Below are 26,015 nucleotides of genomic sequence, written 5' to 3'. Positions count from 1 at the left end.
GCGCTCGCTTCCCTGACATCTGCGGGTAGGCTTAGATACAGCCTCGATACGTCACTGATCTTCAGCGTTAAGTGACCGTTCTGTTAGCGAGTAGTTCGAAAGGACCATTAATGCCTTCGGCGAGCCAGACCTTCACCTGGACACAAGAAGATGCCGCCGCGGTAGATACCGCACGAGTTTTGGCCGCTGATGCGGTTGAGAAGGTGGGCAATGGTCACCCAGGCACCGCCATCTCGCTCGCACCCGTAGCCCACCTACTGTTCCAGAAGCATATTCGCCACAACCCTCAGGACCCTCAGTGGGCGGGCCGCGACCGTTTCATCCTCTCCCCTGGTCATACTTCGCTGACTCTCTATACACAGCTGTTCATGACCGGCTACGGTCTGAGCCTTGATGATATGAAAGCTCTTCGCACCTGGGATGCGTTGACCCCGGGCCACCCAGAGTACGGTCACACTGCAGGCGTTGAGTTCACCACGGGCCCGCTGGGTCAGGGCTTGGCTTCAGCTGTTGGTTTCGCTTACGCTCAGCGCCGCATGCGTCGTCTATTTGATAAAGATGCCCCTGCTGGTGAGTCGCCGTTTGACCACCGTATCTATGTGATCGCATCCGATGGCGACCTGCAGGAAGGCGTTACATCCGAGGCGTCTTCGCTGGCTGGTCACCAGCAGCTGGGTCAGCTCGTGGTCATTTGGGATGACAACGAGATCTCCATCGAGGACGACACGAATGTAGCGTTCACTGAAGACGTCGAAGCCCGCTACCGCGCTTACGGCTGGCACACCCAGCGCGTCGACTGGTTGCGCACTGGCGACTACGTCGAGGACATGGAGGCACTGAACGAGGCGATCGAGGCCGCTAAGGCAGAAACCGACCGGCCTTCGCTGATCGCTTTGCGCACCGTAATCGGTTGGCCTTCACCCACCAAGCAGAACACCGGCGGTATCCACGGCGCCAAGCTCGGCGGCGACGAGGTCGCTGGTTTGAAGAAAGCGGTGGGTTTTGACCCTGAGCGCAGCTTTGTTGTTGACGATGCAGTGCTTACCTACACGCGCAAGGCTCAAGAACGCGGTGAACAGTTGCGTAAGGAATGGGACGCCGCGATGGATGCGTGGCGCGCGCGCTCCGAGGGTGACACTGTAGCGCTGTATGACCGCCTTGAGAAGGGCGAGCTGCCTGAGGGCTGGACTGAAGCCCTGCCTCACTTTGAGGCCGGTGAGACGATCGCTACCCGTGCCGCCTCCGGCAAGGTCATCAACGCACTGGCCCCTGTGCTTCCCGAGCTGTGGGGCGGCTCAGCGGACCTTGCAGGTTCGAACAACACGTTCATCAACGGCGCTAAGTCTTTCAACCCGTCCACGTGGGCTACCGGCATGTATGAGGCGTGCCCGGGCGGGCGCAACCTGCACTTCGGTATCCGTGAGCACGCTGCCGGTGCGATCGTCAACGGCATCGTGACCTCCTCCCCGACCAGGGCCTACTCAGGCACGTTCCTGATCTTCTCCGACTACATGCGCCCTGCAGTGCGTTTGTCCGCGCTGATGGGTATCCCCTCGATCTACGTGTGGACGCACGATTCGATCGGTTTGGGTGAGGACGGCCCGACCCACCAGCCGGTCGAGCAGCTCGCTTCCTTGCGCGCGATCCCGAACCTTGATGTGATCCGCCCAGCGGACGCCAACGAGGTCTCAGTCGCGTGGAAGAAGATGCTTGAGACCACCGATCACCCGACCGCGATCGTCTTGACCCGTCAAGGTGTAGAGACCCTGCCGCGTGAGGAAGACGGTTTCGCCGCAGCCGAGAATGCTGAACGCGGCGCATACATCCTGCGTGAAGCGACCCGCGACGGCGAGGACGTCACCCCGGATGTCATCCTGATCGGTACAGGCTCCGAGGTTGGCCTCGCCGTGGAGGCACAGAAGACGCTGGTCGAACGCGGGATCGCCGCCCGCGTGGTTTCGATGCCGTGCATCGAATGGTTCCGCACCCAGGATGCCGAGTACCGCGAAAAGGTCCTGCCATCTGAGGTCACTGCGCGTGTAGCGGTGGAAGCGGCTCACCCGATGAGCTGGTACGAATGGGTTGGTAGCAACGGCCGCATCGTTGGCTTGGATCACTTCGGCGCCTCCGCGGACGGTGACACGCTGTACCGTAAGTTCGGTATCACTTCTGAGGCTGTTGTCGAGGCTGCAGAAGCCCTCGCTGCCCGCTAACGATGGAATAACGTGTGTGCGCTCGCCCCGCGAGCCGCAAGCACGCCCGAGAGGCACGCGTGTGTGCCGGGCGCTCACCGCTGTTTTTACACTTGAACTGTTCTTGATTCAGGAGTTGTCCCCGTTCATGTCTAACGTTCATACGCAGGCCCTTTCCGATGCCGGTGTTTCCATTTGGCTTGATGATTTGTCTCGTCACCGCATCACGAGCGGCTCGCTGGAATCTTTGATGCGTGAGGTGAACGTCACCGGTGTGACCACTAATCCTGCGATTTTCGCCTCCGCGCTTGCTGATTCGGAAAGCTATGCCGCTGACATCGCTGAGCAGGCCGCTCAGAACGCTTCAGTCGACGATGCGGTGGTTGCGATCACTTCGAAGGACGTCGCGCAGGCCGCTGACTTGTTGCGGCCTATCTATGATGCGACGGACGGCGTGGATGGTCGTGTCTCGATCGAGGTGGATCCACGCCACGCTTTCGATACGCAGGCAACGATCGATCAGGCAGTAGCGTTGTGGGAGTCCCTGAACCGTCCCAACGTCATGATCAAGATCCCGGCAACGGATGAGGGTCTGCCTGCCATCACCGAGTGCCTTGCCCGCGGTATCAGCGTCAACGTGACCTTGATTTTTGGTCTGCAGCGTTATCGCGAGGTTCTCTCCGCTTTCTTGCGTGGCCTTGAGAAGGCCCGGGATACCGGGCTGGACCTGGCCAGCATCCATTCCGTTGCGTCTTTCTTCATTTCCCGTCTGGATACCGAGGTGGATGCGCGCCTGGATGCGATCGGTTCCCCTGAGGCTCTTGCGCTGCGAGGTAAAGCGGGGCTGGCTAACGCGCGTTTGGCCTACGAGATTTTCCGTGAAGTATCGCTGACCCAGCGGTGGAAGACACTCGCGGCTCAAGGTGCGCATCCGCAGCGTCCCCTGTGGGCTTCGACCGGGGTCAAGAACCCCGACTACGCAGACACGCTCTACGTGGATGAGCTCGTTGCCGCTCAGACTGTCACGACGTTGCCTGAGGCCACACTCAAGGCGGTAGCTGATCACGGCGGTGACGGTAAGGACACAGTGAGCGGAACCTACCGTGAGCAAGACGTGATCCTCGATGAGCTCAGTGAACTCGGAATCGACTACAACGAGGTCATCGCAAAGCTGGAGACCGAAGGCGTCCAGAAGTTTGTTGCAGCATGGAAGGACCTGCTGACGCGGCTCGAGGCTGAACTTCAGGCTGCATCGGAACGCTAGAGATGACGATGCTTTCGACAACCGCCCACCTCGAAACCGAGGAGGCGGTCAACGCTTTAGTGCCTCAGCTGGTCAAGGACCGTGTGGCTTCCCGCCTTGCGGCTAAGGACTCTTCCCTGTGGGGCAAGAAAGCCGCACTCGAGGCTGTGCATCGGCTTGGCTGGGCGAACCCTTTTCCTGCGTCTGGCCCGCTCATTGACCCCATCATCGAGTTGCGGGATGAGCTGAAAGAACGCGGCATCAAACGGATCATCCTGGCGGGCACGGGTGGTTCCACGCTGGCTTCAGAGGTTGTGTCTCGCGCAGCAGGTGTGGAGCTCAGCGTGATCGATTCAACCGATCCTGGGATGCTCGCCGCAACACTGACACACCTTGATTCGACGCTGATGATCGTGGCCTCTAAATCCGGAAGCACCCTTGAGATGGACGTTGCTTTCCGGGTTTTCAGCGAGGCCGTCCAGCGGGCTGGTTTGAGGCTCACTGAGCACGTTCTGGTCATTACTGACCCTGACTCCCCGCTTGAGCAACTAGCGCATCAGCACAGGCTCACGATGTTCACCGCAGACCCAACGGTTGGTGGTCGTTTCTCTGCTCTGGCTGCTTTCGGGCTCGTGCCAACCGGTCTCGCCGGCGTCGATGTTGAGCGCCTACTCGATGAGGCGATGGCGGCGCAAGCCGAATGCATCCGGGATCATCGCGAGAACCCCGCACTCATCTTGGGCGCGGCTTTAGCGGGCCAGCATCCACAGCGAAATAAGCTTGTGATCCATGATGACACCACCCACCTGCCAGGATTCAGTGCGTGGATCGAACAGCTCGTAGCCGAATCCACTGGCAAACAGGGTTTGGGGCTTGTGCCCACCGTACAGTTGGCCTCATCAGCCGAGGATGCGCTACTAGATGAGGCAGAGGATGTTCTGCACGTCTACTTGCAAGGCACCAACGATGGCGCCCACACGCCCGCGGGCCCAGGCATCACCGTCGCGGGTTCGATCGCTGCACAATTCATGGTGTGGGAGTACGCGGTCGCGGTGGCGTGCCGTCTGATCGGCGTCAACCCATTCGACCAGCCGGATGTCGAGACCTCCAAAGTGGCAGCTCGCAGCCTCCTAGCGGGCGAACCCGGCAACGCTCAGACTCCCCCGAACATCGCTGACGGTCCGGTCCGTATCGCCGCATACGGCGATTGGGCGAACAACGCGAACATCACCGACCTTTCCTCGGCTATCGAGGAACTCGGTGCCGCCTCCACATCGCGTAGCTATGTTGCGGTCAACGTGTTCGCTGACCGCAACAAGCACCGTGAGATCGCCGCTACCTTGCAGACGGCCCTCTTAGAGATCTTCAAACGTCCAACCGCATTCGGTTGGGGGCCCCGTTTCCTGCACTCGACCGGACAAGCCCACAAGGGCGGTCCAGCGGAAGGTATCTTCATACACATCCTCGCCGGAACCGTCAACGACATCGACATCCCTGGCCTGGACCATACCGGCGGTGAACAGCTTGCAGCACAAGCCACCGGAGACGCACGCGTGCTCGCCGGGCGCGGACGTCCCGTCCTCATGATCAAAGCCGACGACCCAGCGGTAGGATTGCCGTACATCGTGGACAAGCTCACCGAGATACTCAAGCGCTCCTGAACACTGAATCACATCTAGAAGCCCAAGCGAGCCTCAGTACCCAAGCAACCTCGATATCCAAGCGAGCCTGCCGCGGCGGGCTTAAACACGTTGGAGGCGGACCGAAATGGTCCGCCTCCAACGTCTATGTTGCTCAGGCTGTCTAGGCCTCGACGTTCAGCCGCATCAGAAGAGCAAGCAGAACGATGCACACAGCCCACACGATCGAGATCGTAACGGTGATCTTGTTCAGCGTTCGCTCAGCACTACCGGAAGACTGCATCGATGAGGCCATACCGCCGCCGAACAGATCCGAGATGCCGCCGCCACGGCCCTTATGGAACAGCACCGTCATAATCAGCAGGATGCTGGTAATAAGTACAAGGATCTGCAGGGTGACCTGCGAGGCGTTGATCAAACCCGACATGATCTCCTCGAGCTTCTAAATACGTCAAAACTGATTCAAAGTGTTCGCTTCGCACTCCGCGTCTATGCGTAGTGCTGTTCGAACCTAGCAATATTAGCAAATTCCACGGCATCGAGGCTTGCGCCTCCCACAAGAACACCGTCAACATCGGCTTCTTGCATGATCTCCGCGACGTTAGTTGCTTTCACTGACCCACCGTACAGGATACGTACGCCGTTAGCGGCATCCTCGCCGTGGATCTGGTTGACACACTCCCGGATAGCGTGAGCCATCTCCTGGGCGTCTTCCGGTCCAGCGACCTCGCCGGTCCCGATCGCCCACACCGGCTCATAAGCGAGCACGAGCTTCGAGACCGTGTGCACATCCAGCGAGCTGATCACGGCTTTGACCTGTTCAAGCGTGTGCTCAACGTGTTGCTGCGCTTGGCGTACCTCAAGCGGTTCACCTACGCACACCACAGGCGTGATCTCGTGGCGCAGCGCCGCGGCTGTCTTAGCGGAAACTACCTCATCGGTTTCCTGATGCAGTGTGCGGCGTTCCGAGTGGCCCACGAGCGTATAGGTGCACCCCAGGGAGTCCAGGAACTGCCCGGAAATCTCGCCCGTGTACGCCCCCTCGTCATGCTCGGAGATGTCTTGAGCGCCATAGACCACCGGGAGATCGTCCCCCGCAACCAGCGTCTGAACGCTACGCAGGTCAGTAAACGGCGGGAAGACCGCTACCTCGACTCGATCAAAGTTATGGTTCGCGTCCTGCAACGTCCACACCGTTTTTTGAAGCAACGTGATGCCCTGGCGATGATCCATGTTCATCTTCCAGTTGCCGGCAATCAGTGGACGGCGAGCGAATTCACCGTTGGTGATGTGTGCCATCTAGTTGCTCTCCTCCAGAACAGTCAGCCCTGGAAGTTCCTTACCTTCAAGGTATTCAAGGGATGCGCCACCACCGGTTGAGATGTGCCCGAAATCAGCATCGTGATGGCCCAGGCTACGAACCGCAGCAGCCGAGTCGCCGCCACCCACGACCGTGAACGCCTCAGAGCGCTCCAGCGCGCTCGCTACAGCGCGCGTACCCGCAGCGAATGCCGGGAACTCGAACACGCCCATCGGGCCGTTCCAAAACACCGTGGCTGCGGTGACAATCTTCTCTCCGAAGGTTCCAGCGGAAACCTGGCCAATATCCAAGCCCATGCCGGCCTGCCCGATGCTGCCGCCAGTCAGGTCTTCAACCGAGCGGGTTTCGTGGGCGGCATCAGCAGCGAAGGAATCAGCCATCACGATGTCGCTTGGAAGGATGATCTCGGCGTGCCCTTCGGTTCCGGAACGGTCAAGGTAACCCTTGACCGTCTCAAGCTGATCCTCTTCAACCAGCGAGCTACCGATCTCATAGCCTTTAGCCTTCAAGAACGTGAAGACCATTCCGCCGCCCACCAGAATCTGGTCAGCAACGGTGAGCAAACGCTCGATCACAGCGAGCTTGTCAGAGACCTTCGCCCCACCCAGAACTACAACGAAGGGGCGCTGAGGCTCAACCGTCAAACGCTTCAAGACCTCAAGTTCATCACGAACCAGGTCCCCCTGGTACGCCGGCAGAAGGCGTGCGATATCGAAAACCGAGGCATGCTTACGGTGCACCGCACCGAACGCATCGTCCACATACGCGCCGTCCTCGCCGGCAAGTGCGGCGTAGCGCTTCGCGAGTTCCTCACGCTCGGCGTCATCCTTGGACGTCTCGCCAGCTTCAAAGCGAACGTTCTCGATCACCAGAACCTCACCATCGGCAAGCTCCTGAGCCAAGGACTGCGCGGACTCCCCTACAACGTCTTCAGCGACCGTGACGTTCAAGCCGCTCAGCTCAGCGAGCTTTTCAGCTGCCGGGCGGATCGAAAGCGCCGGATCAGGCTCCCCTTTCGGCCGACCCAGGTGTGCCATCACAATCACCCGGGCACCAGCGTTGCTCAGACGCGAAATCACCGGAATCGAGGCCTTAACGCGGCCAGCATCGGTGACGTTGCGGTCATCGTCGAGTGGAACGTTCAAATCGGAGCGTACAAGAACCGTACGGCCCTTGACGCCTTTGGACATCAAATCCTCAAGAGTAAAGGCAGGCATACATCTAAGCCTACGGGATAACGCCCGCGTTAACGATGTTCGCCGCTCTCATCCGCGACGAAGCGGACGAGAGCGGCGAGACACTCACGCTCTAGTTGCGTTGATTAGGCGCCTGGCAGAACCAGCTTCGATGCGCCTTCCTTAGCTGCTGCGTAGCGCTCGGAGACGTTGTCCCAGTTGACGATGTTCCAGAACGCATCAACGTAGTCAGCCTTGACGTTGAGGTAGTCGAGGTAGAAAGCGTGCTCCCACATATCCAGCATCAGTAGTGGCTGGGTTGCTACTGGGACATCACCCTGCTGGTCATGCAACTGCTCGATCAGCAACTTGCCGCCGATGCCTTCATAGGACAAAAGAGCCCAACCGGAGCCCTGGATGCCCAGTGCTGCGGCGTTGATGTGCTTCTTGAAGTTCTCGAAAGAACCGAAGTGCTCGTTGATGGCCTCAGCAAGTTCACCGGTTGGCTCGCCGCCACCCTCTGGGGAGAGGTTCTTCCAGAAGATCGAGTGGTTGGTGTGACCACCGAGGTTGAACGCGAGGTCCTTGGTGAGCTTGTTGACGTTGGACAGATCACCCTTATCGCGTGCTTCTGCCAGCTGTTCGAGGGCGGTGTTGGCGCCCTTGACGTAGGTTGCGTGGTGCTTGGAGTGGTGCAGCTCCATGATCTTGCCGGAAATGTGCGGCTCAAGTGCACCGTAGTCGTAGTCCAGGTCCGGAAGCGTGTACTGAGTCAAGTTAACCTCCATGGGTTCAACCAGCAGGAATCTCCATGCCGGTCATACAGATGTACTCTTGCAACGCCTCTACTCCCCTGACGTCTGGGCAGTGCGAGTAGGGGTAGCGCAAACTGTTGGGAGCCATCCCTGAGGACGCCCTCATCCGGGTGTAACCAACACAACCCCGCTCTTATTCCCGGGCCGCGCTTTATCTTGCGCGTTGCGGTGTCATCCTGTTCCGCACGCCGGGATGGACGGCCCCACCTGGGTTAGTCGTCGAGGATATCCGCAGGAACTGCGGTTGTGGTGTTCGGGATCCCGCGTTCATCAGCAACGCGATCGGCCATCATCAGCAGGCGGCGAATACGGCCAGCGATCGCGTCCTTCGTCAGCGGCGGGTCCGCTAGCCGGCCAAGCTCATCGAGGCTTGCTTCCTTGTGCTCGATGCGCAAGGAACCGGCATCCCGGAGGTGTTCCGGTACCTCATCACCGAGGATCTCCAGGGCGCGCTGAACGCGTGCACCAGCAGCGACCGCGGCTTGCGCGGAGCGGCGTAGGTTCGCGTCATCAAAGTTCGCTAGACGGTTCGCGTTGGCACGCACTTCTTTACGTGCCCGGCGCTCCTCCCAGACCTTGACTGCTTCCACGACACCCATTTTTTGAAGCATGAGACCGATCGCTTCACCGTCACGCAAGACAACGCGATCTTGCCCGCGGACCTCGCGCGCTTTAGCGGTGATGCCCAGGCGGCGTGCGGCCCCCACGAGCGCTAACGCGACTTCGGGTCCGGGGCACACGATCTCTAACGCGGAGGAGCGGCCAGGTTCGGTCAGTGAGCCCGACGCGAGGAACGCTCCGCGCCACACGGCCGCCGCATCAGCGACCGAACCGTTGACGATCGAAGGAGGCAAGCCACGCACCGGGCGGCCCATGCCGTCAACCAAACCTGTCTGCCGAGCCAGCGATGCTCCATCGCCCAGAACCTGCATCTCAACACGCTCAGAGTTGCGTAGCCCGCCACCGCTGACGAGCCGCATGGCGCATCGAACGTTGAAAACCTCACCTAGGGTCTTCTGGATACGGCGCGCAATCGCCTCGCCACTTACCTCTGCCTGAACCGCGATCCGCCCGGCAACCAGATGCAAACCACCAGCCAAACGGAGCATGGTAGCTACCTCGGCACGGCGCTGGGACGTCACCGTAACGTCCACGGCAACCAGCTCGTCTCTGACTGCATTCGTCAATGCCATGAAAGCTGACATCCCCTTCGGATTACACAGACCATACAAAAATAGGTCTTACAAAAACCATAAGTCTAACCGGAGACACCCCCGGACTCGAAGTGCGAAAAAACATCCTTATATGCGGCCGCGAGCCGCAATGGATCATGCACAGACTCTTTAGCCTTCGATTCGACACGGTCGAAGAACACCTTAGTGCCCATGTTCTCTGCGACCTGGCAGAAATACGCTTCATCATCGAGGGTCGATGGATCAGCGAGCACCGCATCGATGTGCAGCTCAGGAGCGTAGCGGCGCAGAATCTTGAGGTGATCAGCAGACCTCAGCCCGGAGGCCTCAAACGTTGAAGACGACAAGTTCATCGTCACAAGCGTGCGGGCTTGCGATTCAGCGAGCGCCCGCCGGCTGTCATTGAGCAACAGGTGCGGCATAACCGACGTGTACCACGAGCCTGGCCCCAGCACATTCCAGTCCGCTTCGCTGATGGCTTCCACAGCCTGCGGGGTCGCGCTCGCATCTTCAGGAAGCAAGCAGATATCGGTCACGGAACCACGGTGCGCCGCTTTCGCCAACGCAACCTGGCCCTCATACACCTCAGCTATCGGCTGACCATCTTGTTCCCTCACAACGGTGCCTTTGATGCGCAACGGATCGGTCGACATCGGCAGGACCCTGCCGCGGGCACCAAGCAACTGGCCAGCCCAGTTCAGGCCTTCGACCGCATCCCCCAGCATCTCCCACAAGGTCACGATGAGGAAGTTACCCAGAACGTGACCTTCCATACTGCGAGGAGAATCTGGAAGCGTTGTGAACCTGTGCTGCATGACCCGGGCCCAGGTGCGGCCCCATTCGCTGTCATCGCACAGCGCCGAAAGCGCCATCCGCAGGTCCCCTGGCGGCAGCACACCGAACTCGTCACGGATCCGGCCTGAAGAACCTCCGTCATCGGCAACCGTCACGATGGCCGTCAGGTCAGCATCAAGCAAACGCAAAGCCTTCAGCGAGGCATGCAGTCCATGCCCGCCGCCGAGTGCGGTGATCTTCCACCGCGAGCGACGCTGGCTAGGACGCAAACGCGGAGCGACCAGCGGGATCGCATGTGTCGGTATATCCATGCCTATTCCCTCCCCAAGTCCCGGTGTGAAAGAACAACCTTCAGATCAGGGTTCTGATCAAGACGGCGAGCAACCTCGGTTGCAATCGCCACCGAACGGTGTTTACCACCCGTGCACCCGATCGCGATCGTCGCATAATGCTTCCGTTCCCGGCGGTAGCCATCAAACACCGATTCGAGCGCACCCACGTAGTGCTCAATGAACGTTGTTGTGCCCTCCGCTTGCAACACATACTGCGAAACGTCATGATCCTGACCGGTGAGTGGACGCAGTTCAGGAACCCAGTGCGGATTAGGAACAAAACGGACATCAGCCATGAAGTTAGCGTCCATCGGGACACCGTATTTGAAGCCGAAGCTGATCACGTTGAGCGTCAAAACCACGGGGCCTTGCTCATTGAACAGGTCGTGGACGGAGCGGCTGAAATCATGCACGTTCATCGTTGTGGTGTCAAGCGTGAAATCGGCCCGCTCACGCAGACCCGCCGTTAGGGCGCGCTCGGCCGCGATCCCGTCAACGATGCGCCCGCTACCTTGCAACGGGTGCGGGCGGCGGCCCTGTTCAAAGCGGCGCACGAGTGTTGCATCGTCACAGTCGATAAACAGGAGCTGATACTCCACGCCGTCAGTGTCCATCTGCGCGAGCGTGCTACTCAGATCATCCAGAACCTGCTGGGACCGGACGTTTACGCCAACCGCGATCTTGAACTCTTGGCTACGCGATCGCGACAAGACATCTACGAGGGTCTGCAACATCTGTGGCGGAAGATTATCCACCACGTACCAGCCCATGTCCTCTAAAGCATGGCCTGCCGTAGTGCGGCCTGCCCCAGACATGCTGGTCATGACAACGATCGTGTTCTTCTGCGGTACCTCAGCCGGCTGCTCAATCTGCATAACCCAAGGCTACCCAACCGCCGTCCCTAGCGTGCCTCGGTCTCATCAGCATGAAGCGCATCGTAGATCTTCTGAGCCAACGCAGGACCAACGCCCTTAGCGCTTTGAAGCTCCTCAACGCTCGCGGCCCGCATCTTCTTCAGCGACGGAAACGCATCCCGTAGAGCCTTTTGCTTGGCGGGGCCGAGCCCATCCACCGTATCCAACATGGACTCAAGCATCGACTTGCCTCGGCGTTCTCGGTGGAACGTGATCGCGAAACGGTGTGATTCATCACGCACGCGTTGTAATAAGAACAACCCTTCAGATTGCCGAGGCAGAATCACCGGGTAGTCGTCCCCGGGGACCCACACCTCCTCAAGACGCTTAGCCAACCCGACCACCGCGATGTCCGTGATCCCCAAATCCAGTAGAGCCTGCTGGGCAGCCGCCACCTGAGGTGGGCCGCCATCGACCACAACCAGCGAGGGCGGGTAGGCAAACTTAGGGGCCTGACCCTTCACGGCTTCTTCGGCAGTGATCTCACCAGAAGTGTGAGTCTCGGCCTCCGCAAGGTCTTCGAGGTAGCGCTGAAAACGGCGCGAGATGACGTCATACATCGAGGCCGTGTCATCACGGGCAGCGTCACCTTTGACCATGAACCTGCGGTAATCAGACTTCTTCGGCAGCCCGTCTTCGAACACGACCATCGAACCCACAACATTGGTTCCGGACGAATGAGAGTTGTCATAGCCCTCAATGCGTAGCGGTGGCTCAGCAAGCCCGAGAGCTTCTTGGAGTTGTTGCAGGCCAGCTGAACGCACCGTGATGTCCCCGGCACGTTTGATCTTGTGAAGTTTGAGCGCCTGGATGGCGTTCTCATGCACGGTCTCAGCGAGTTCACGCTTGGTTCCGCGCTGGGCAACGCGCAAAGAGACTTTCGCGCCGCGCAACTCAGAGAGCCAGCCGGTCAGCGCCTCGAAACGCGTAGGCAGTTCAGGGACCAATACTTCACGTGGGATCCGGTCGGCATCATCATAAGCGCCATAAACCTGTTCCAACAGCTGCTCAACAAGCCGCGGCGGTTCGAGGTCTTCAACCTTCTCCATGACCCAGCCTCGCTGGCCTGTGATGCGCCCGTGGCGGACGTGAAACACCTGGACTGCCGCTTCCAGGTCGTCTTGTTCGATACCGAAAATATCCGCGTGCGTCGATTCATCCAGCACAACAGCGTTGCGTTCAAAGACCTTCTGAAGCGCCTGGATGTCATCGCGATGCCGTGCGGCAGATTCGTAATCGAGCTCAGCGACGGCTTGCCTCATCTTCGCTTCGAGCTCGCGGATTGCGGGCTTGCCGTCGCCGCTCATGAACCGAATCAAGCCGTTGACAAGCTCACGATGCTCCTCAACGCTGACCCGCCCCACACACGGGGCGGAACATTTGTCGATATATCCGAGCAGGCACGGGCGCCCCGAGCGCTCTGCCCGGCGAAAAACGCCCGCTGAACAGGTACGCACCGGGAAAACACGAAGCAACAGATCGAGGGTTTCACGCACCGCACGCGCCGGGGAAAACGGCCCGAAATACTTGGTCCCCTTACGCCTGTCACCACGCATCACTTGGGCGCGCGGGAACTTCTCAGAAACCGTGACGGCCAGGTAAGGATAGGACTTATCGTCCCGGAACATGATGTTGAAACGTGGATTGAACTGTTTGATCCACGTGTATTCAAGCTGCAGCGATTCCTGTTCGGAACCCACCACCGTCCATTCAACAGACGATGCGGTGTGCACCATCGTGTACGTCTTAGGCGAGAGCTGTTCCGGGGCCACAAAGTAGGAGTTGAGCCGGTTCCTAAGGTTCTTCGCCTTGCCGACATAGATGATGCGGCCAGCAGGGTCTCGGAAACGATAGACGCCCGGGCTCGTAGGGATCTGAGATGATTCGGGGCGGTACGATGCCGGATCGGCCACCTGATTCACCTCGCCTAGGTCACTACTGCGGTCACTACTTAGGGTTCGCTATTGGTGCTTCGCTACTGGAACATCGAAGCTTTTACTGGGATGCCGTGGCTTTATTGGGCTGTTGGGGCTTTGTTGTACTCCCCCACGCGTTCTTGCCCCGTGATCTGTGCGATCGCATCGACCACCTGATCAGTTACTTTACGGCGTAGCGGCAACGGGTGCTTAGCGCCAGGATGTTCAAAAGCCAGCGGCGCACCCACGTGGAGTTCGAATTTATGGCGCCGGATCCGGTTGGATCCGGCAGGCTGGAGCTTATCTGTACCAATGAGCCCTACAGGAACCACTGGCGCTCCGGTGGCCAGGGTCAACCAGCCTACGCCAGTGCGCCCCCGGTACAGGCGGCCGTCACGGGAGCGGGTCCCCTCCGGATAGATACCTACTCCGGAGCCTTTGTCGAGGATCTCAACGAGCTTATCCAGCGCGGCCACTGAGGCAGCCTGTTGCCCGCGTTGGACCGGGATCGAGCCAACCGAGGTGAAGAACGCTTTCATGATCCGACCTTTAATGCCCGGAGTCGTGAAGTATTCGGCTTTAGCGAAGAACGCGACCTTGCGCGGCATCAACGCCTGGATGATGACCGAGTCGAAGAACGACAAGTGGTTCGAAGCGACGATGAACGGTCCTTCTTTGGGAATGTTCTCAAGGCCTGTGATGGTCGGCCTGAAGACAAGCTTGATAGCCCGCGCTACCACGGGCTTGAAGAAATCGATGCTTGCCATCCTGGATTCGTCACCTTATCTGCATGCCTTGAAAGGCATGCTTTTCTTATTGCTCTAGAAGTTTTCCGTTTGCAATTGTGCCACGGATGGCCCGCCTTTTGTTTATCACAGCGGAGCATTACAAGGCGCAGGTTCATGCCGATTCCGGCATGCTTGGCCGCACCTAGCAGGCGCAGGCACCCGGGCGGGTTAGTTCAGGATCTCGTTGAGGAAGAAGCCCGTGTGGGACTCGGAAACCTTTGCCACGTCCTCCGGCGTTCCTTCCGCGACGATTGTCCCGCCACCAGAACCACCTTCGGGGCCTAAGTCGATAATCCAGTCCGCAGACTTGATCACATCCAAGTTGTGTTCAATCACAACCACCGAGTTGCCCTTATCCACCAGCCCCTGCACCACGCGCAGAAGCTTGTTGATGTCCTCGAAGTGCAGGCCTGTGGTCGGCTCATCCAAAACATAGATACTGCGCCCGTTCGAGCGCTTCTGCAGCTCGGAGGCGAGCTTGACGCGTTGAGCCTCACCACCCGAAAGCGTGGTGGCGGGCTGGCCGAGCCGCACATAACCGAGCCCCACATCGACCAGCGTGTCGAGGTGGCGAGCGATGGGCCTGAAGGCGGAGAAGAAGTCAGCGGCCTCCTCGATCGGCATATCAAGCACATCGGAAATGGACTTGCCTTTGTACTTGACCTGCAGCGTCTCGCGGTTATAACGGGCACCGTGGCAGACTTCACACGGAACATAGACGTCCGGCAGGAAGTTCATCTCGATCTTGATGGTTCCATCGCCCTTGCACGCTTCGCAGCGCCCACCCTTGACGTTGAAGGAGAAACGCCCCGGCAAATAGCCGCGCATCTTCGCTTCCGGGGTTTCGGCGAAGAGCTTACGAACATGATCGAAGACACCCGTGTAGGTGGCCGGATTGGAGCGCGGCGTCCGCCCGATCGGGCTCTGGTCTACGTGGATCACCTTATCGAGGTGTTCAAGGCCCTCGACGCGGGTATGGCGGCCCGGAACGAACTTCGCTTTGTTGAGCTTGGTCGCCAAGACCCGATACAGAATGTCGTTGATGAGCGTGGACTTACCCGAGCCAGAAACACCCGTGACAGCGGTCAGCATGCCAAGCGGGACGTTCACGGTCACGTTCTTGAGGTTGTTCTCACGTGCCCCAACAATCTTGAGTTGGCGCTTCCTATCGCGTTTGCGGCGCTTCTCCGGAACCGCGATGCTTCGACGGCCAGCAAGATAAGCGCCCGTAACCGATTCGGTGCTTTCCTTCAGCTCGGCGAGCGATCCCGAGTGCACGATCTGCCCGCCGTGCTCGCCAGCGCCTGGCCCCACATCGACAATCCAGTCGGCTTCTTCGATGGTCTCTTCGTCGTGCTCAACCACAATCAGCGTGTTGCCGAGATCGCGTAGGCGCGTCAGGGTCTCGATGAGGCGGCGGTTATCGCGCTGGTGCAAACCAATGGATGGTTCGTCGAGCACGTAGAGCACACCGACCAGTCCTGAACCGATCTGGGTCGCCAAACGGATGCGTTGGGCCTCACCGCCCGAAAGCGTGGCGGAGGCGCGGGAGAGGTTGAGGTAGTTCAAGCCGACATCGAGCATGAACTTCAGTCGAGCGCGGATCTCTTTGAGAACCTCGGTTGCGATCTTAGCTTCACGCTCGTTGAGTTCGAGGCTCGCGGCGAACTCATAAGCCTCATCGAGCGCCATTTCTGAAACTTCTGCGATCGATTTCCCACCGACCAGCACGGCGAGCACCGCAGGGTTCAGGCGAGCGCCGTTGCACTCCGGGCACGGGACGTTGCGCATGTACTCTTCGTAGCGTTCACGAGCGGTATCGGATTCGGTTTCGCCGTGCTTACGTTTGATGTATCCGAGCACACCTTCGAAACCCTGCGTGTAGCGGCGTTCGCGGCCAAAACGGTTGCGGTAGGCCACGGTGACCTTATAGTCCTTGCCGTGCAGTAGCGCTTTCTGAGCCTTCTTCGGTAGCTTCTCAAAAGGCGTATCGACGTCGAAGCCGAGTTCTTCACCCAGCCCAGCCATGACGCGCACCCAATACTTGGCAACCGAGCTGCCGATGGCCCACGGCGCGATCGCGCCTTCAGCCAGGGTTGCGGATGGGTCTGGAACCACGAGGTCAGGGTCCACTTCGAGCTGATGCCCGATGCCGTCGCAGCGTTGGCATGCACCGAATGGGTTGTTGAAGGAGAAGGTGCGTGGTTCGATCTCTTCAAGCTGCACCGGATGGTCGTTGGGGCATGCGAGGCGTTCGGAGAACGTACGGGTGCGGTCGGCTGCATCCGCGTCGCGGTCCACGAAGTCGATCATCACGCGGCCGTCGGCGAGCTTGAGCGCGGTCTCAACCGAGTCGGTGAGGCGTTGCATCGCGGATTCTTTGATCGCGATGCGGTCCACGATGACTTCGATCGTGTGTTTGTACTGCTTGGCGAGCTTAGGCGGATCAGAGAGTTGGATGGTTTCGCCGTCCACGCGGGCGCGGGCGTAACCGTCTTGGGATAGTTGCGCGAAGAGGTCCTGGAATTCGCCTTTACGCTCCCGAACCATGGGGGCCATGACGGCGATGCGAGTCTTGTCTTCTTCCCGCATGAGTTGATCCACGATCTGCTGCGGAGTCTGAGCCGTGATTTTCTCGCCGCACTCTGGGCAGTGTGCGATTCCGACGCGCGCGAACAACAAGCGCAGGTAGTCGTGAATTTCTGTCACGGTGCCAACCGTGGAGCGCGGGTTCTTTGAGGTTGATTTCTGGTCGATCGAAACCGCCGGTGAAAGGCCTTCGATGAAATCGACGTCAGGCTTATCAACCTGGCCGAGGAACATGCGGGCATAAGCCGAAAGAGACTCGACGTAGCGGCGTTGGCCTTCCGCGAAGATCGTGTCAAAGGCCAGGGAAGACTTACCGGAGCCAGACAATCCCGTGAAGACGATCATGGCGTCGCGCGGCAGCGTCACATCGACGTTTTTAAGGTTGTGTTCGCGGGCTCCCTGAACAACAACGCGGGTTCTGTCAGGGCGAGTGCTGAAAGGTGTGGTCACAGAAGAAGTCACAGCTCCAATGGTAGTAAGTGTCAGTTGCGCAACTGGTTGCGTCGCGGTCGCGCACCGCGCACTCCGCGCGGCTGAACCCCGGTTAGTTCAATGCTGAGGCCCGGCTAGTTCAATACTGGTTAGTTCAATACTGCGTGGCTGGCTATTTATTAGATGGCCAGGCGGCGCGTACGAGGTCGAGGGCCGCTTGAAGGCTCAGGCCTGCGCCTTCGGCTGAGCGAGCGAACCATGTTGCATTGGATGCGATTTTCGCTGATGTTCGCCCGGCTCCGGGTGTCACGATCGTGCCAGCGCGCCCTCGGCCTTCCACGAGGCCGAGTTCTTCGAGCTCCTTATAGGCTCGGGCAACAGTGTTGGTCGCGAGGTTGAGTTGGGCGGCGAGTGAGCGGACTGTCGGTAGTTTCGTTCCGACGGCGATCGTGCCTTCTCGGATGTCTTGGGCAATTGCGCGGCGCACTTGGCGGTACGGCGGGATGTCTTCACTGCTGACCGTGAAGTCGGCGAGGATCGTCATAGTCATCTTTCCGGCGGTTTTAGTGCCTTTGACACAACACAATACGAGATATGTATCAGGGTATACTACTGGGCATGGCTCCAGCATCTCCACGTAACTCTTCGCAAGGATCAAAAGCACAGGTTATTGCCTCGGATGACAAGACTCGGCTCAGCATGGTCGCGGTGTCCGATATGGATAACCGCGCCTATATTCTGCAGTCGCTGACTGATCCGCAGGATGTGTTGCTCATCGATGCCCCTGCTGAGCCTGAGACTTTGCGCGCGGCCGTCGGTGCTGATGCCGCGCCGAGCATCGTGATTACGCATCAGCACCATGACCACACTGGCGCTTTGCCGGAGCTGACCGGGGAAAGTACCCGGCTCGTCGGGCATCCGCTGGATATTCCTGCGGTTGAAGAGATGCGGGGCGTCACATTCACGGAGACTGTGGATGATGGTGACACGGTGGACGCTGGCGGGGTCACGTTGGATGTGATCTGGTTGCGTGGACACACCCCTGGCTCGATTGCGTTGGCCACTACGATCGATGGGGTTCAGCACCTCTTCACGGGCGATTCCCTCTTCCCTGGTGGCGTGGGTAATACATGGAATGATCCGGAGCGTTTCGCAACGCTGATTGACGACGTTGAGTCCAAACTGTTCGGCCGTTATCCGGATGAAACGGTTGTTTTACCGGGTCATGGCGATGGCACCACGCTAGGTGATGAGCGTGCGAGCTTGCCTGAGTGGCGTGCCCGCGGCTGGTGATGAACGTGAACCTGTCTGATCTGGTCCCGAATGCCTCGGAGACGAACCTTCCGGAGGCCATCTACGATGCGTTCCTGAAGTGGGTTTCAAACCGTGGGTTGACGCTGTACCCGGCTCAGGATGAAGCGGTCATGGAGCTTGTTGAGGGTAAGCATGTAATTCTTGCGACCCCCACGGGTTCGGGTAAATCGATGGTTGCTATCGCGGCGCATTTTGCGGCTTTGGCCCGCGGTGAGCGTTCGTTTTATACAGCCCCGATCAAGGCGTTGGTTTCTGAGAAGTTCTTTGACTTGATCAAGGTTTTCGGTGCCGAGAACGTGGGCATGCTCACGGGTGAGGCGAGCGTGAACCCAAAGGCACCGATTATTTGCTGTACCGCGGAGATCCTCGCGAACATGGCGTTACGCGAAGGCGAACACGCTGATTGCGGTGTCGTGATCGCCGATGAGTTCCACTTCTATGCTGACCCGCAGCGCGGCTGGGCGTGGCAGGTTCCACTGTTGGGTTTGCCGCAGTCGCAGTTCTTGTTGCTTTCGGCAACGTTGGGCGATACGACGTTCTTTGAAGAGGACCTCAAACAACGCACGGGCCGGCCTGCTGTGACGGTTTCAGGCTCCGAACGCCCTATTCCCCTGCACCATCATTACGGCATGGAGCCGATCGGCGAGACGCTCAAGGAACTGGTCGAAACTCACCGCGCCCCGGTCTATGTTGTGCATTTCTCCCAGCGTGAGGCGATCGAGCAAGCTCAAGGTTTGCTTTCGCTCAATGTTGCTAGCCGCGAGGAGAAGGACCGTATCGCGGATTTTCTGGGTGGCTTCCGTTTCGCCTCGGGTTTTGGACAGACGCTGAAGAAGATGATTCGTGCCGGCATCGGGGTGCATCACGCGGGGATGCTCCCTAAGTATCGTCGGCTCGTTGAACAGCTTGCCCAGGCTGGTTTGCTCAAGGTCATTTGCGGTACTGACACGCTCGGTGTGGGCATCAATGTGCCGATCCGTACTGTGGTTTTGACCGCGTTGTCTAAGTTCGATGGTCGACGCACCCGGCATGTGAATGCGCGGGAGTTCCATCAGTTGGCTGGGCGTGCAGGCCGGGCGGGTTTCGACACTGCCGGTGATGTGGTGGTGCAGGCCCCGGAGCATGAGATCGCTAACGCGAAGGCTATGGAGAAAGCCCGTGCTCGGCACGGGGATGATCAGAAGAAGCTGCGCCAGGTTAAGAAGCAGTCTCCCCCTGATGGCTTCGTGTCCTGGAGTGAGAAGACCTTTGAGAAGCTCGTGGCCTCTCAGCCGGAGACGATGACCTCGTCTTTTCAGGTCTCCCACGCGATGATCTTGAACCTGCTCGCTTATGAAGGCGATGCGTTCAGACATGCTCGCGATATCTTGACGCAAAATCACGAACCACCCATCCGTAACCGGGAGCACGTCAAGAAGGCTTTAGGGATCATCAAGGAGCTACTGGCGACCAATGTTTTGGAGCGCGGCGAGCCAGATGAGTACGGCAACCGGCTTCACCTCACGGTTGATTTGCCGGAAGACTTTGGCCTGAATCAGCCGCTCTCTAGCTTCGCTATCGCCGCGTTAGAGATGCTGGATCGCGATTCACCTGATTACGCAGTCGATGTTGTCTCCATTCTTGAGGCGACCCTTGAGGATCCGCGCCCTATTATCGGGGCACAGGTCAAGAAGGCCAAGAGTGAGGCGATGGCGCAGATGCGTGCCGATGGCCTCGAATATCACGAGCGTATGAATCGGCTTGATGAGATCACGCACCCACAGCCTTTGCGGGAAGACCTTGAGGTGGCTTTTGAACGTTACCGGCAGGGCGCTGGCTGGTTGGCTGGCTATGAGCTCTCCCCTAAGTCAGTGGTCCGTGAAATGTATGAGACGGGTCAGAGCTTTGGCGAGTATGTACGCAATTATCAGGTGACGCGGGCTGAGGGGATTCTGCTGCGTTATCTCACGGATGCGTATAAGGCCCTGCGTAGCTCGGTGCCGGATTCAGCTGTAACTGAGGAGCTTGAGGACATCACCGAGTGGCTAGGTCAGATGATCGAGCAGGTCGATTCTTCGCTGTTGAGCGAGTGGGAGGCCTTAGCTTCGGGTGAGGTGCCGCAGGATCAGTCGATTCAGCAACCGGCCGAGCCGCCGCGCTTGTCACAGCAGAAGCGTGCTTTGCGGGTCATGGTGCGCAACGCGATGTTCTCTCGCGTCAAACTGTTCGGGGCTGAGAAGGATATTGCTCTGGGTGAGCTGGATGGCGAATCTGGTTTCGATGCCGATGCGTGGGCTGATCTGATGGATGACTACTTCGCTGAGCATGAGGACATCGACGATGGCCCGAGCGGCCGCTCCCCTGAACTGTTGCAGATTGTTGAGGCGACAGACCCCGATGGTCGGCCGATCTGGAAGGTCAGCCAGACGTTCGCTGACCCGGAGGGTGATCACGACTGGGGTTTCGATGCGGTTGTTGATTTGGATGCTACGGATGAGCGTGGCGAATTAGCGCTCACTGTCACGGCGATCGGCCGCATCGACGGCACAGGCGAACGCCGGTGAACATGTCAAACATAAATTAGCGATAGAATGGTTCCCATGTCACGACTTTCCACTCGCACTGTTCGCGCAGTTGCGCTCTTGGCGCCTGCATCGTTGGTAGTTGCTTCCCTGGCCGGTTGTGCCCCTAAGCACCCAACGACCCTTGATTCCCCAACCCCAGAGTCCTCTCAGTTCCATCAGAAGGACGGCTCTGTTGAGGGTGAAAACACCAATCAGGGTGAAAACACTCACGCTGAACCAACGTCGGAAGCAGCCTCGGGCGAGGCTTCCTCGACGGAGTCCGGCAAGGACTCTGGCGTGTCCGCTCTTGGTTTCTCTGAAAACACTCACTTGACCGTGAAGTCTTTCACTGTCAAGGGCGCTGTGTCTGAAGCGAAGCTGGGTGGCTTCATGTTGACCCCTTCGGGCTCCGGTAAGGGCACGTTGGCAGTGATCGACCAGTGCGCTAACGAAACCTATGACGTCGATGTTCAGGGTTCTGATGCAACGGTGACGCAGTCTTACAGCAATGTCACCAACTGCCAGGGCGAAGCTCTCACCGCCGCTGAGGACCTGGGGGATTTCTTGACCTCCGGTAAGCTGCGTATTTCCGAGGCGACCAACGGTGTTGAACTGACCAATGGTCAGGACAAGCTCGTATTGCGTAAAGCCGACTAATTTCTATCTGCGCGGTGAGCATCTCTTCACCGTTAGCATCTCTTCACCGTTCGAGCCAACCGAAGGTCAGCACTGTTTTGACTTCTTTGACGCCTCGCCCCGCTAAGCTTCTTCGCCGTGATGATGCGGCTGCTTGGCGGGGCGCTGTCGTGTCTTCGGTTCTATACGAAGTACCGCTCGTCCACGGAACCGAGCACTTAGCTACTAACTCGTCGACGCACAGCTCTGGAGCGTCACTCGATGCTCAGAGCGTGACGGTGCGGGCGCGTGAGGTTCGTTCAACCGATGCGGATGCGGAACAGCGGCCGTGGCTTGTTTATTTACAGGGCGGCCCAGGCTTCGAAGCTCTGCGTCCCGTTAATCCGTCCTCAGGCTGGCTTGGTGAGCTGCTGCCGCACTTCCGCGTGTTGTTGCTGGATCAGCGCGGCACCGGTGGTTCCTCTCCGATCAGCGCTGCGACGCTGAATGCTATCGGTTCGGGCGAGCCTGAGCCGCGACAGATCACCCGACAGATCGAGTTCTTGTCTCACTTCCGGGCCACAGACATCGTTGCTGACGCTGAGGCGATCCGCCTGGCTATGGGTGTCGAGTCCTGGTTCACGCTGGGCCAGTCCTACGGTGGCTTCATCACGATGAGCTACCTGAGCTTCGCCCCGGACGCGCTGGCTGGTTCGATGATCACCGGCGGGCTTGGGCTCATCGAAGGTGATCCGAAGCGGGTCTATGACGCAACATACGCTCGTACTGCTGAACGTCAGGCCGAGGTCTTCGAGGCTTGGCCGCATGCCGCAACACAGTTGAGAGATCTGTACGCTGAAGCGCGCCGCGCTCGCGATGCCGGGCATCCGTACCGCCTAGCTAACGGCCATGTCGTGACCGAACTGACTATCCAGCGACTCGGGATGCTATTGGGCGGTAATTCGCGTGTTCAACAATTGCGTTTCGGGCTAGAAGACGCCCTCTCACATGGTGGCATCTCCCCTGTGATGCTCTCGCTTCTGGGTTCGCAGGTGGATCACGCACGCAACCCGATCTATTGGCTCTTCCAAGAAGCGATCTACACGTCCGGCCCTGCGACACGGTGGGCGGCTTCGCGTTCGCAACGACAGACACACCCTCAAACGTTGCCTAGTGCCGATGTTCCGCAGCTGATAGGTGAGGCAGCGTTGCCTGAAGATTTCGAGCAAGACCCGGCTCTGCAGCCGCTTGAGCAACTCGCTCATGCGCTGCATGAATACAGCGGATGGAACCCGCTCTACAATTACGAGCAACTGGCGAACAACACGGTTCCCGTCGCCGCCGCGGTCTATACCCCGGACATTTATGTGGACCGTGAGCTCTCGCTTGAAACGGCCTCCAGAATCCGCGGCATCAACGTGTGGGAATCAGCGGATCACCACCACGATGGCCTCTCCGACGACCCGGCAACAGTGCTCGGGGAGCTCAGAGAACGCATCGGCCGCTAGCGTTTCAACAGTTCAACACCGCAGGGTTTTAGCGTTTCTCTTTGAGTTCTTCTTCGATCACGGTCGCGGTCTCTTCATAGTCCACGAACGCGTCACGGATCTCGGATAACGGCATCGCGTGCGCTGGTGCATCTTGGTCGTGATCGGCAACATCGCGCAGTGTTTCGCGGGCCTGGATCGAGGCAGGGTCGTTAGGTACCCGTCCGCCCTGTTCGAGGTCCACACCGAAGAGCGTGTGGACAGCGGACATGAACTTTTGACCCTCGCCTTCCCGCGCGAGTTCTTGGGCGCGCATCATAGGCGAATGCAGTAGCCGCTTATATACGCGGCCCAGGGCACGTTCAACAACTTTGACGGTTTCCTCGTCATGGTTGTTGCGTACCCCCTCGATCTCGCGTTCGATCTCGGCGCGGACCGAGCGCCGCAGGGCGGATACCGCAGGGTCGAGGCGACGGATCTGCTGACGCAACTCGAAACGGCCCACCCCAGCGTTGATCATCTCTTGTGCGCGCTCGATCTCTTCCTGGTCAGAGGCGTCTGCCGAAATATCCTTGAGGCCTAGAACCCGCACGCCCGGGATCGAGCGCACTTCCTCTTCCAGGTCAGAGGTCAAAGACATGTCGAGGATCACGAGTTCGCCGAGCTTGGCTGAAGCGTGTTCGGCGTTGTATAGCTCGCGCAGCTGCATCGCGTCGCGAACATCCTGAGTCAAGATCTGCGCGGTGCCGCGGCCAGAGCAAGCAACCACGAGTGAAGATGCCGCGAGTGCTGCAGGCATTTCATCGGTGGACAGCGGATGCGCGTTGTGGGTTGTCGCAAAGTTTTTGGCACGGCCAGAACCGGACAACACGTCCAAGCGAGCTACGCCGCGGCGGTTCAGATCAGAGGCCGCGATGCGCGCCATCGCGCCTGTTCCCACCACGATCACCCGAGCGCCGGTCAACGGACCGGTCGTAGGTTCTGCCTGATCGATCGCAACAGTGACGGATGAGCGGCCAGCCGCGCCGATCGTCGTGCGGTGGCTAATGTTTTTGGCGGTACGTAGCGCACCCTGGAACAGGTCGTTGAGCATCGAGGTTGTGCGCCCTTCAGCCAGCGCCTCGGAAAAGCTCGCGCGCACTTGCCCGTTGATTTCACCTTCGCCGACTACTTGGGAGTTCAGCCCCGCCGCCACAGTGAACATGTGTTGGGCCGACAACGAGCCGGCGTCAGCGACCAAAAGGTCCTCAACTTCGCTCTGGCTCAAGCCTGAGGCCTCAGCGACGGCCAGGGCGATAATATCGACCGCCTCATGGAAGAGATCCGCGTCAAGATAGATCTCTAGGCGGTTGCACGTGGCCATCGTGACCCACCCGGACAACGGTTGCTCGGCATGGGACTCGTTGAGGCGTTCGATAATCGTGTCAAGCTGGTCGGCTCCTCGCGTGATGCGTTCGAGGGCGTCCAGCCCCAGGCGATCGTGAGTTGCGCGAAGGGCGATAAGCATGCCTTATATTCTAGTCCGCACCGCCCACGATGACACCAAAGCGACCAGGATGTGAACGCCAGGTGTCATTCAGAATCCTCCCAGGTTTGCAATGAGATAATGGGGACACAATGACAACTGTGACTTTGCCTTCATCTCATCCTTTGCATCGCAGCACCGCTGAGGGCGGGACCGCGGATGCCCCACTTATCAAGCGTTTGCGCGGCGAAAGCACGGATGCCGCCCCGAGTGTCTGGTTCATGCGTCAGGCTGGGCGTTCACTTCCTGAATATAAGAAGGTGCGCGCAGGCACGGACATGCTCGAGTCCTGCTTGATCCCAGATATGGTGGCCGAGATCACATGCCAGCCGGTGCGGCGCCACAACGTTGATGCGGGTATTTTCTTCTCCGATATCATGACCCCGCTCAAAATCGCTGGGATCGGTGTGGAGATCGAGCCAGGTGTTGGCCCGGTCCTTGACTCCCCTATCGCCTCAGAGGCTGACATCGATGCGTTGCCGGCACTCGATGATGTGTATCAAGAGGGTCTGGAATGTATCCGCGAAGCGGTAAGGCTCACGGTTGATGAGCTCGGTTCGACCCCGCTCATCGGTTTCGCGGGCGCCCCCTTCACGGTTGCTTCCTACATGATCGAGGGCCGTCCCTCACGCGATCATCTCAAGACTCGTGCGCTCATGACCGCCGAGCCGCGCTTGTGGGTCAAGCTCGCTGAGTGGGTCGCTCACGCCTCGGGCCTTTTCATGCGCGCCCAGGTGGAAGCCGGCGCTTCCTCGGTTCAGCTGTTTGATTCGTGGGCCGGCTCACTTTCGGAAGCGACGTACCGCGAACACGCACAGCCGTTCAGCAAAATCTCGATGCAGCACGTCGCGGACCTTGGAACCCCTCGCACGCATTTCGCGCTGGGTTCCGGCCACATGCTCAAAGCCATCGAGGAAGTCGATGCGACCGCGGTGGGCCTGGATCACCGCATCTCGATCCCTGCCGCGCTCGCCCAGCTGAACTCAACCACCGCTGTCCAGGGCAACATCGACCCTGCGGTTCTGTTCTCCACTGAAGAGGTCCGTTTCGCTGAAGCTCGCCGTGTGGTTGAGGAAGGACGCAAGGCCCCAGGCCATGTTGTGAACCTCGGGCACGGTGTCCCACCGACAACGGATGCACAGGTTTTGACTGACCTGGTCTCATACATCCATGAGCTCTGACACCG

At 59.2% G+C, this 26,015-nt stretch carries 20 protein-coding genes; 8 read left to right on the top strand and 12 right to left on the bottom strand.

Features of this window, described 5'->3' with window-relative positions; genetic code table 11:
* Positions 1-110 precede the first annotated feature (110 nt).
* From tkt to HMPREF3160_RS09255, 3 genes are all read left to right on the top strand, one after another.
* Positions 111-2,213, top strand: a complete 2,103-nt coding sequence (gene tkt / locus HMPREF3160_RS09265) for a transketolase (RefSeq protein WP_070508112.1) — start codon at positions 111-113, stop codon at positions 2,211-2,213.
* Between the two features lie 127 nt (positions 2,214-2,340).
* Positions 2,341-3,456 carry a transaldolase gene (gene tal / locus HMPREF3160_RS09260; RefSeq protein WP_070508135.1) on the top strand — a complete coding sequence of 372 codons (1,116 nt, stop codon included), beginning with the start codon at positions 2,341-2,343 and terminating at the stop codon, positions 3,454-3,456.
* An 8-nt stretch (positions 3,457-3,464) separates the two neighbouring features.
* Positions 3,465-5,096, top strand: a complete 1,632-nt coding sequence (locus tag HMPREF3160_RS09255; protein WP_070508134.1) for a hypothetical protein — start codon at positions 3,465-3,467, stop codon at positions 5,094-5,096.
* A 142-nt stretch (positions 5,097-5,238) separates the two neighbouring features.
* On the opposite strand, the gene secG is transcribed toward HMPREF3160_RS09255, so the two are convergent.
* The 11 genes from secG to HMPREF3160_RS09200 form a co-directional block, all read right to left on the bottom strand.
* On the bottom strand, positions 5,239-5,490 hold the full coding sequence (secG, locus tag HMPREF3160_RS09250) for a preprotein translocase subunit SecG (RefSeq protein WP_141739900.1): 252 nt from the start codon (positions 5,488-5,490) through the stop codon (positions 5,239-5,241).
* A gap of 74 nt (positions 5,491-5,564) precedes the next feature.
* Positions 5,565-6,374 carry a triose-phosphate isomerase gene (tpiA, locus tag HMPREF3160_RS09245; protein WP_070490637.1) on the bottom strand — a complete coding sequence of 270 codons (810 nt, stop codon included), beginning with the start codon at positions 6,372-6,374 and terminating at the stop codon, positions 5,565-5,567.
* Positions 6,375-7,613 carry a phosphoglycerate kinase gene (gene pgk, locus HMPREF3160_RS09240; protein ID WP_070490638.1) on the bottom strand — a complete coding sequence of 413 codons (1,239 nt, stop codon included), beginning with the start codon at positions 7,611-7,613 and terminating at the stop codon, positions 6,375-6,377.
* Between the two features lie 104 nt (positions 7,614-7,717).
* Complete coding sequence (locus HMPREF3160_RS09235) at positions 7,718-8,347, bottom strand: superoxide dismutase (protein ID WP_070508133.1); 630 nt, start codon at positions 8,345-8,347, stop codon at positions 7,718-7,720.
* 251 nt (positions 8,348-8,598) lie between these two features.
* Positions 8,599-9,579, bottom strand: coding sequence for a DNA-binding protein WhiA (whiA, locus tag HMPREF3160_RS09230; protein WP_070508132.1), 981 nt, complete (start codon positions 9,577-9,579; stop codon positions 8,599-8,601).
* A gap of 65 nt (positions 9,580-9,644) precedes the next feature.
* Positions 9,645-10,685, bottom strand: coding sequence for a gluconeogenesis factor YvcK family protein (gene yvcK / locus HMPREF3160_RS09225; protein ID WP_035755630.1), 1,041 nt, complete (start codon positions 10,683-10,685; stop codon positions 9,645-9,647).
* 2 nt (positions 10,686-10,687) lie between these two features.
* The gene (gene rapZ, locus HMPREF3160_RS09220) at positions 10,688-11,581 is read right to left on the bottom strand and encodes an RNase adapter RapZ (protein WP_070508111.1); all 894 of its coding nucleotides are present in this window, start codon (positions 11,579-11,581) and stop codon (positions 10,688-10,690) included.
* Positions 11,582-11,607: 26 nt separating this feature from the next.
* Positions 11,608-13,533, bottom strand: a complete 1,926-nt coding sequence (uvrC, locus tag HMPREF3160_RS09215) for an excinuclease ABC subunit UvrC (protein WP_070490640.1) — start codon at positions 13,531-13,533, stop codon at positions 11,608-11,610.
* Between the two features lie 101 nt (positions 13,534-13,634).
* Positions 13,635-14,303: a lysophospholipid acyltransferase family protein gene (locus tag HMPREF3160_RS09210; protein WP_052048370.1), complete on the bottom strand. Its 669-nt coding sequence runs from the start codon at positions 14,301-14,303 to the stop codon at positions 13,635-13,637.
* Positions 14,304-14,492: 189 nt separating this feature from the next.
* Positions 14,493-17,375: an excinuclease ABC subunit UvrA gene (gene uvrA, locus HMPREF3160_RS09205; protein WP_052048369.1), complete on the bottom strand. Its 2,883-nt coding sequence runs from the start codon at positions 17,373-17,375 to the stop codon at positions 14,493-14,495.
* A 142-nt stretch (positions 17,376-17,517) separates the two neighbouring features.
* Positions 17,518-17,889 (bottom strand): GntR family transcriptional regulator, encoded by a 372-nt coding sequence (locus tag HMPREF3160_RS09200; RefSeq protein ID WP_052048368.1) that lies wholly within the window; start codon positions 17,887-17,889, stop codon positions 17,518-17,520.
* 74 nt (positions 17,890-17,963) lie between these two features.
* Here HMPREF3160_RS09200 and HMPREF3160_RS09195 point away from each other — a divergent pair, with 74 nt between their 5' ends.
* The 4 genes from HMPREF3160_RS09195 to HMPREF3160_RS09180 all read left to right on the top strand — a co-directional run bounded on the left by HMPREF3160_RS09195 (position 17,964) and on the right by HMPREF3160_RS09180 (position 23,325).
* Positions 17,964-18,638 (top strand): MBL fold metallo-hydrolase, encoded by a 675-nt coding sequence (locus tag HMPREF3160_RS09195; protein ID WP_083285614.1) that lies wholly within the window; start codon positions 17,964-17,966, stop codon positions 18,636-18,638.
* Entirely contained in the window at positions 18,638-21,202 is a 2,565-nt protein-coding gene (locus HMPREF3160_RS09190) for a DEAD/DEAH box helicase (protein ID WP_052048382.1), read from the top strand. The genes HMPREF3160_RS09195 and HMPREF3160_RS09190 overlap by 1 nt, the downstream gene beginning before the upstream one ends.
* 36 nt (positions 21,203-21,238) lie before the next feature.
* Positions 21,239-21,859: a hypothetical protein gene (locus HMPREF3160_RS09185; RefSeq protein WP_035755623.1), complete on the top strand. Its 621-nt coding sequence runs from the start codon at positions 21,239-21,241 to the stop codon at positions 21,857-21,859.
* 77 nt (positions 21,860-21,936) lie between these two features.
* On the top strand, positions 21,937-23,325 hold the full coding sequence (locus HMPREF3160_RS09180; protein ID WP_176744732.1) for an alpha/beta fold hydrolase: 1,389 nt from the start codon (positions 21,937-21,939) through the stop codon (positions 23,323-23,325).
* A gap of 28 nt (positions 23,326-23,353) precedes the next feature.
* Here HMPREF3160_RS09180 and HMPREF3160_RS09175 read toward each other — a convergent pair whose 3' ends face one another.
* Positions 23,354-24,811 (bottom strand): glutamyl-tRNA reductase, encoded by a 1,458-nt coding sequence (locus HMPREF3160_RS09175; protein WP_070508109.1) that lies wholly within the window; start codon positions 24,809-24,811, stop codon positions 23,354-23,356.
* 110 nt (positions 24,812-24,921) lie between these two features.
* Here HMPREF3160_RS09175 and hemE point away from each other — a divergent pair, with 110 nt between their 5' ends.
* Positions 24,922-26,010: a uroporphyrinogen decarboxylase gene (gene hemE, locus HMPREF3160_RS09170; protein ID WP_083285612.1), complete on the top strand. Its 1,089-nt coding sequence runs from the start codon at positions 24,922-24,924 to the stop codon at positions 26,008-26,010.
* Positions 26,011-26,015: the final 5 nt, after the last annotated feature.

It is taken from the genome of Arthrobacter sp. HMSC06H05, from assembly GCF_001807395.1.
Lineage (GTDB): Bacteria > Actinomycetota > Actinomycetes > Actinomycetales > Micrococcaceae > Pseudoglutamicibacter > Pseudoglutamicibacter albus.
This window is presented reverse-complemented; position numbering and strand designations above follow the sequence as displayed.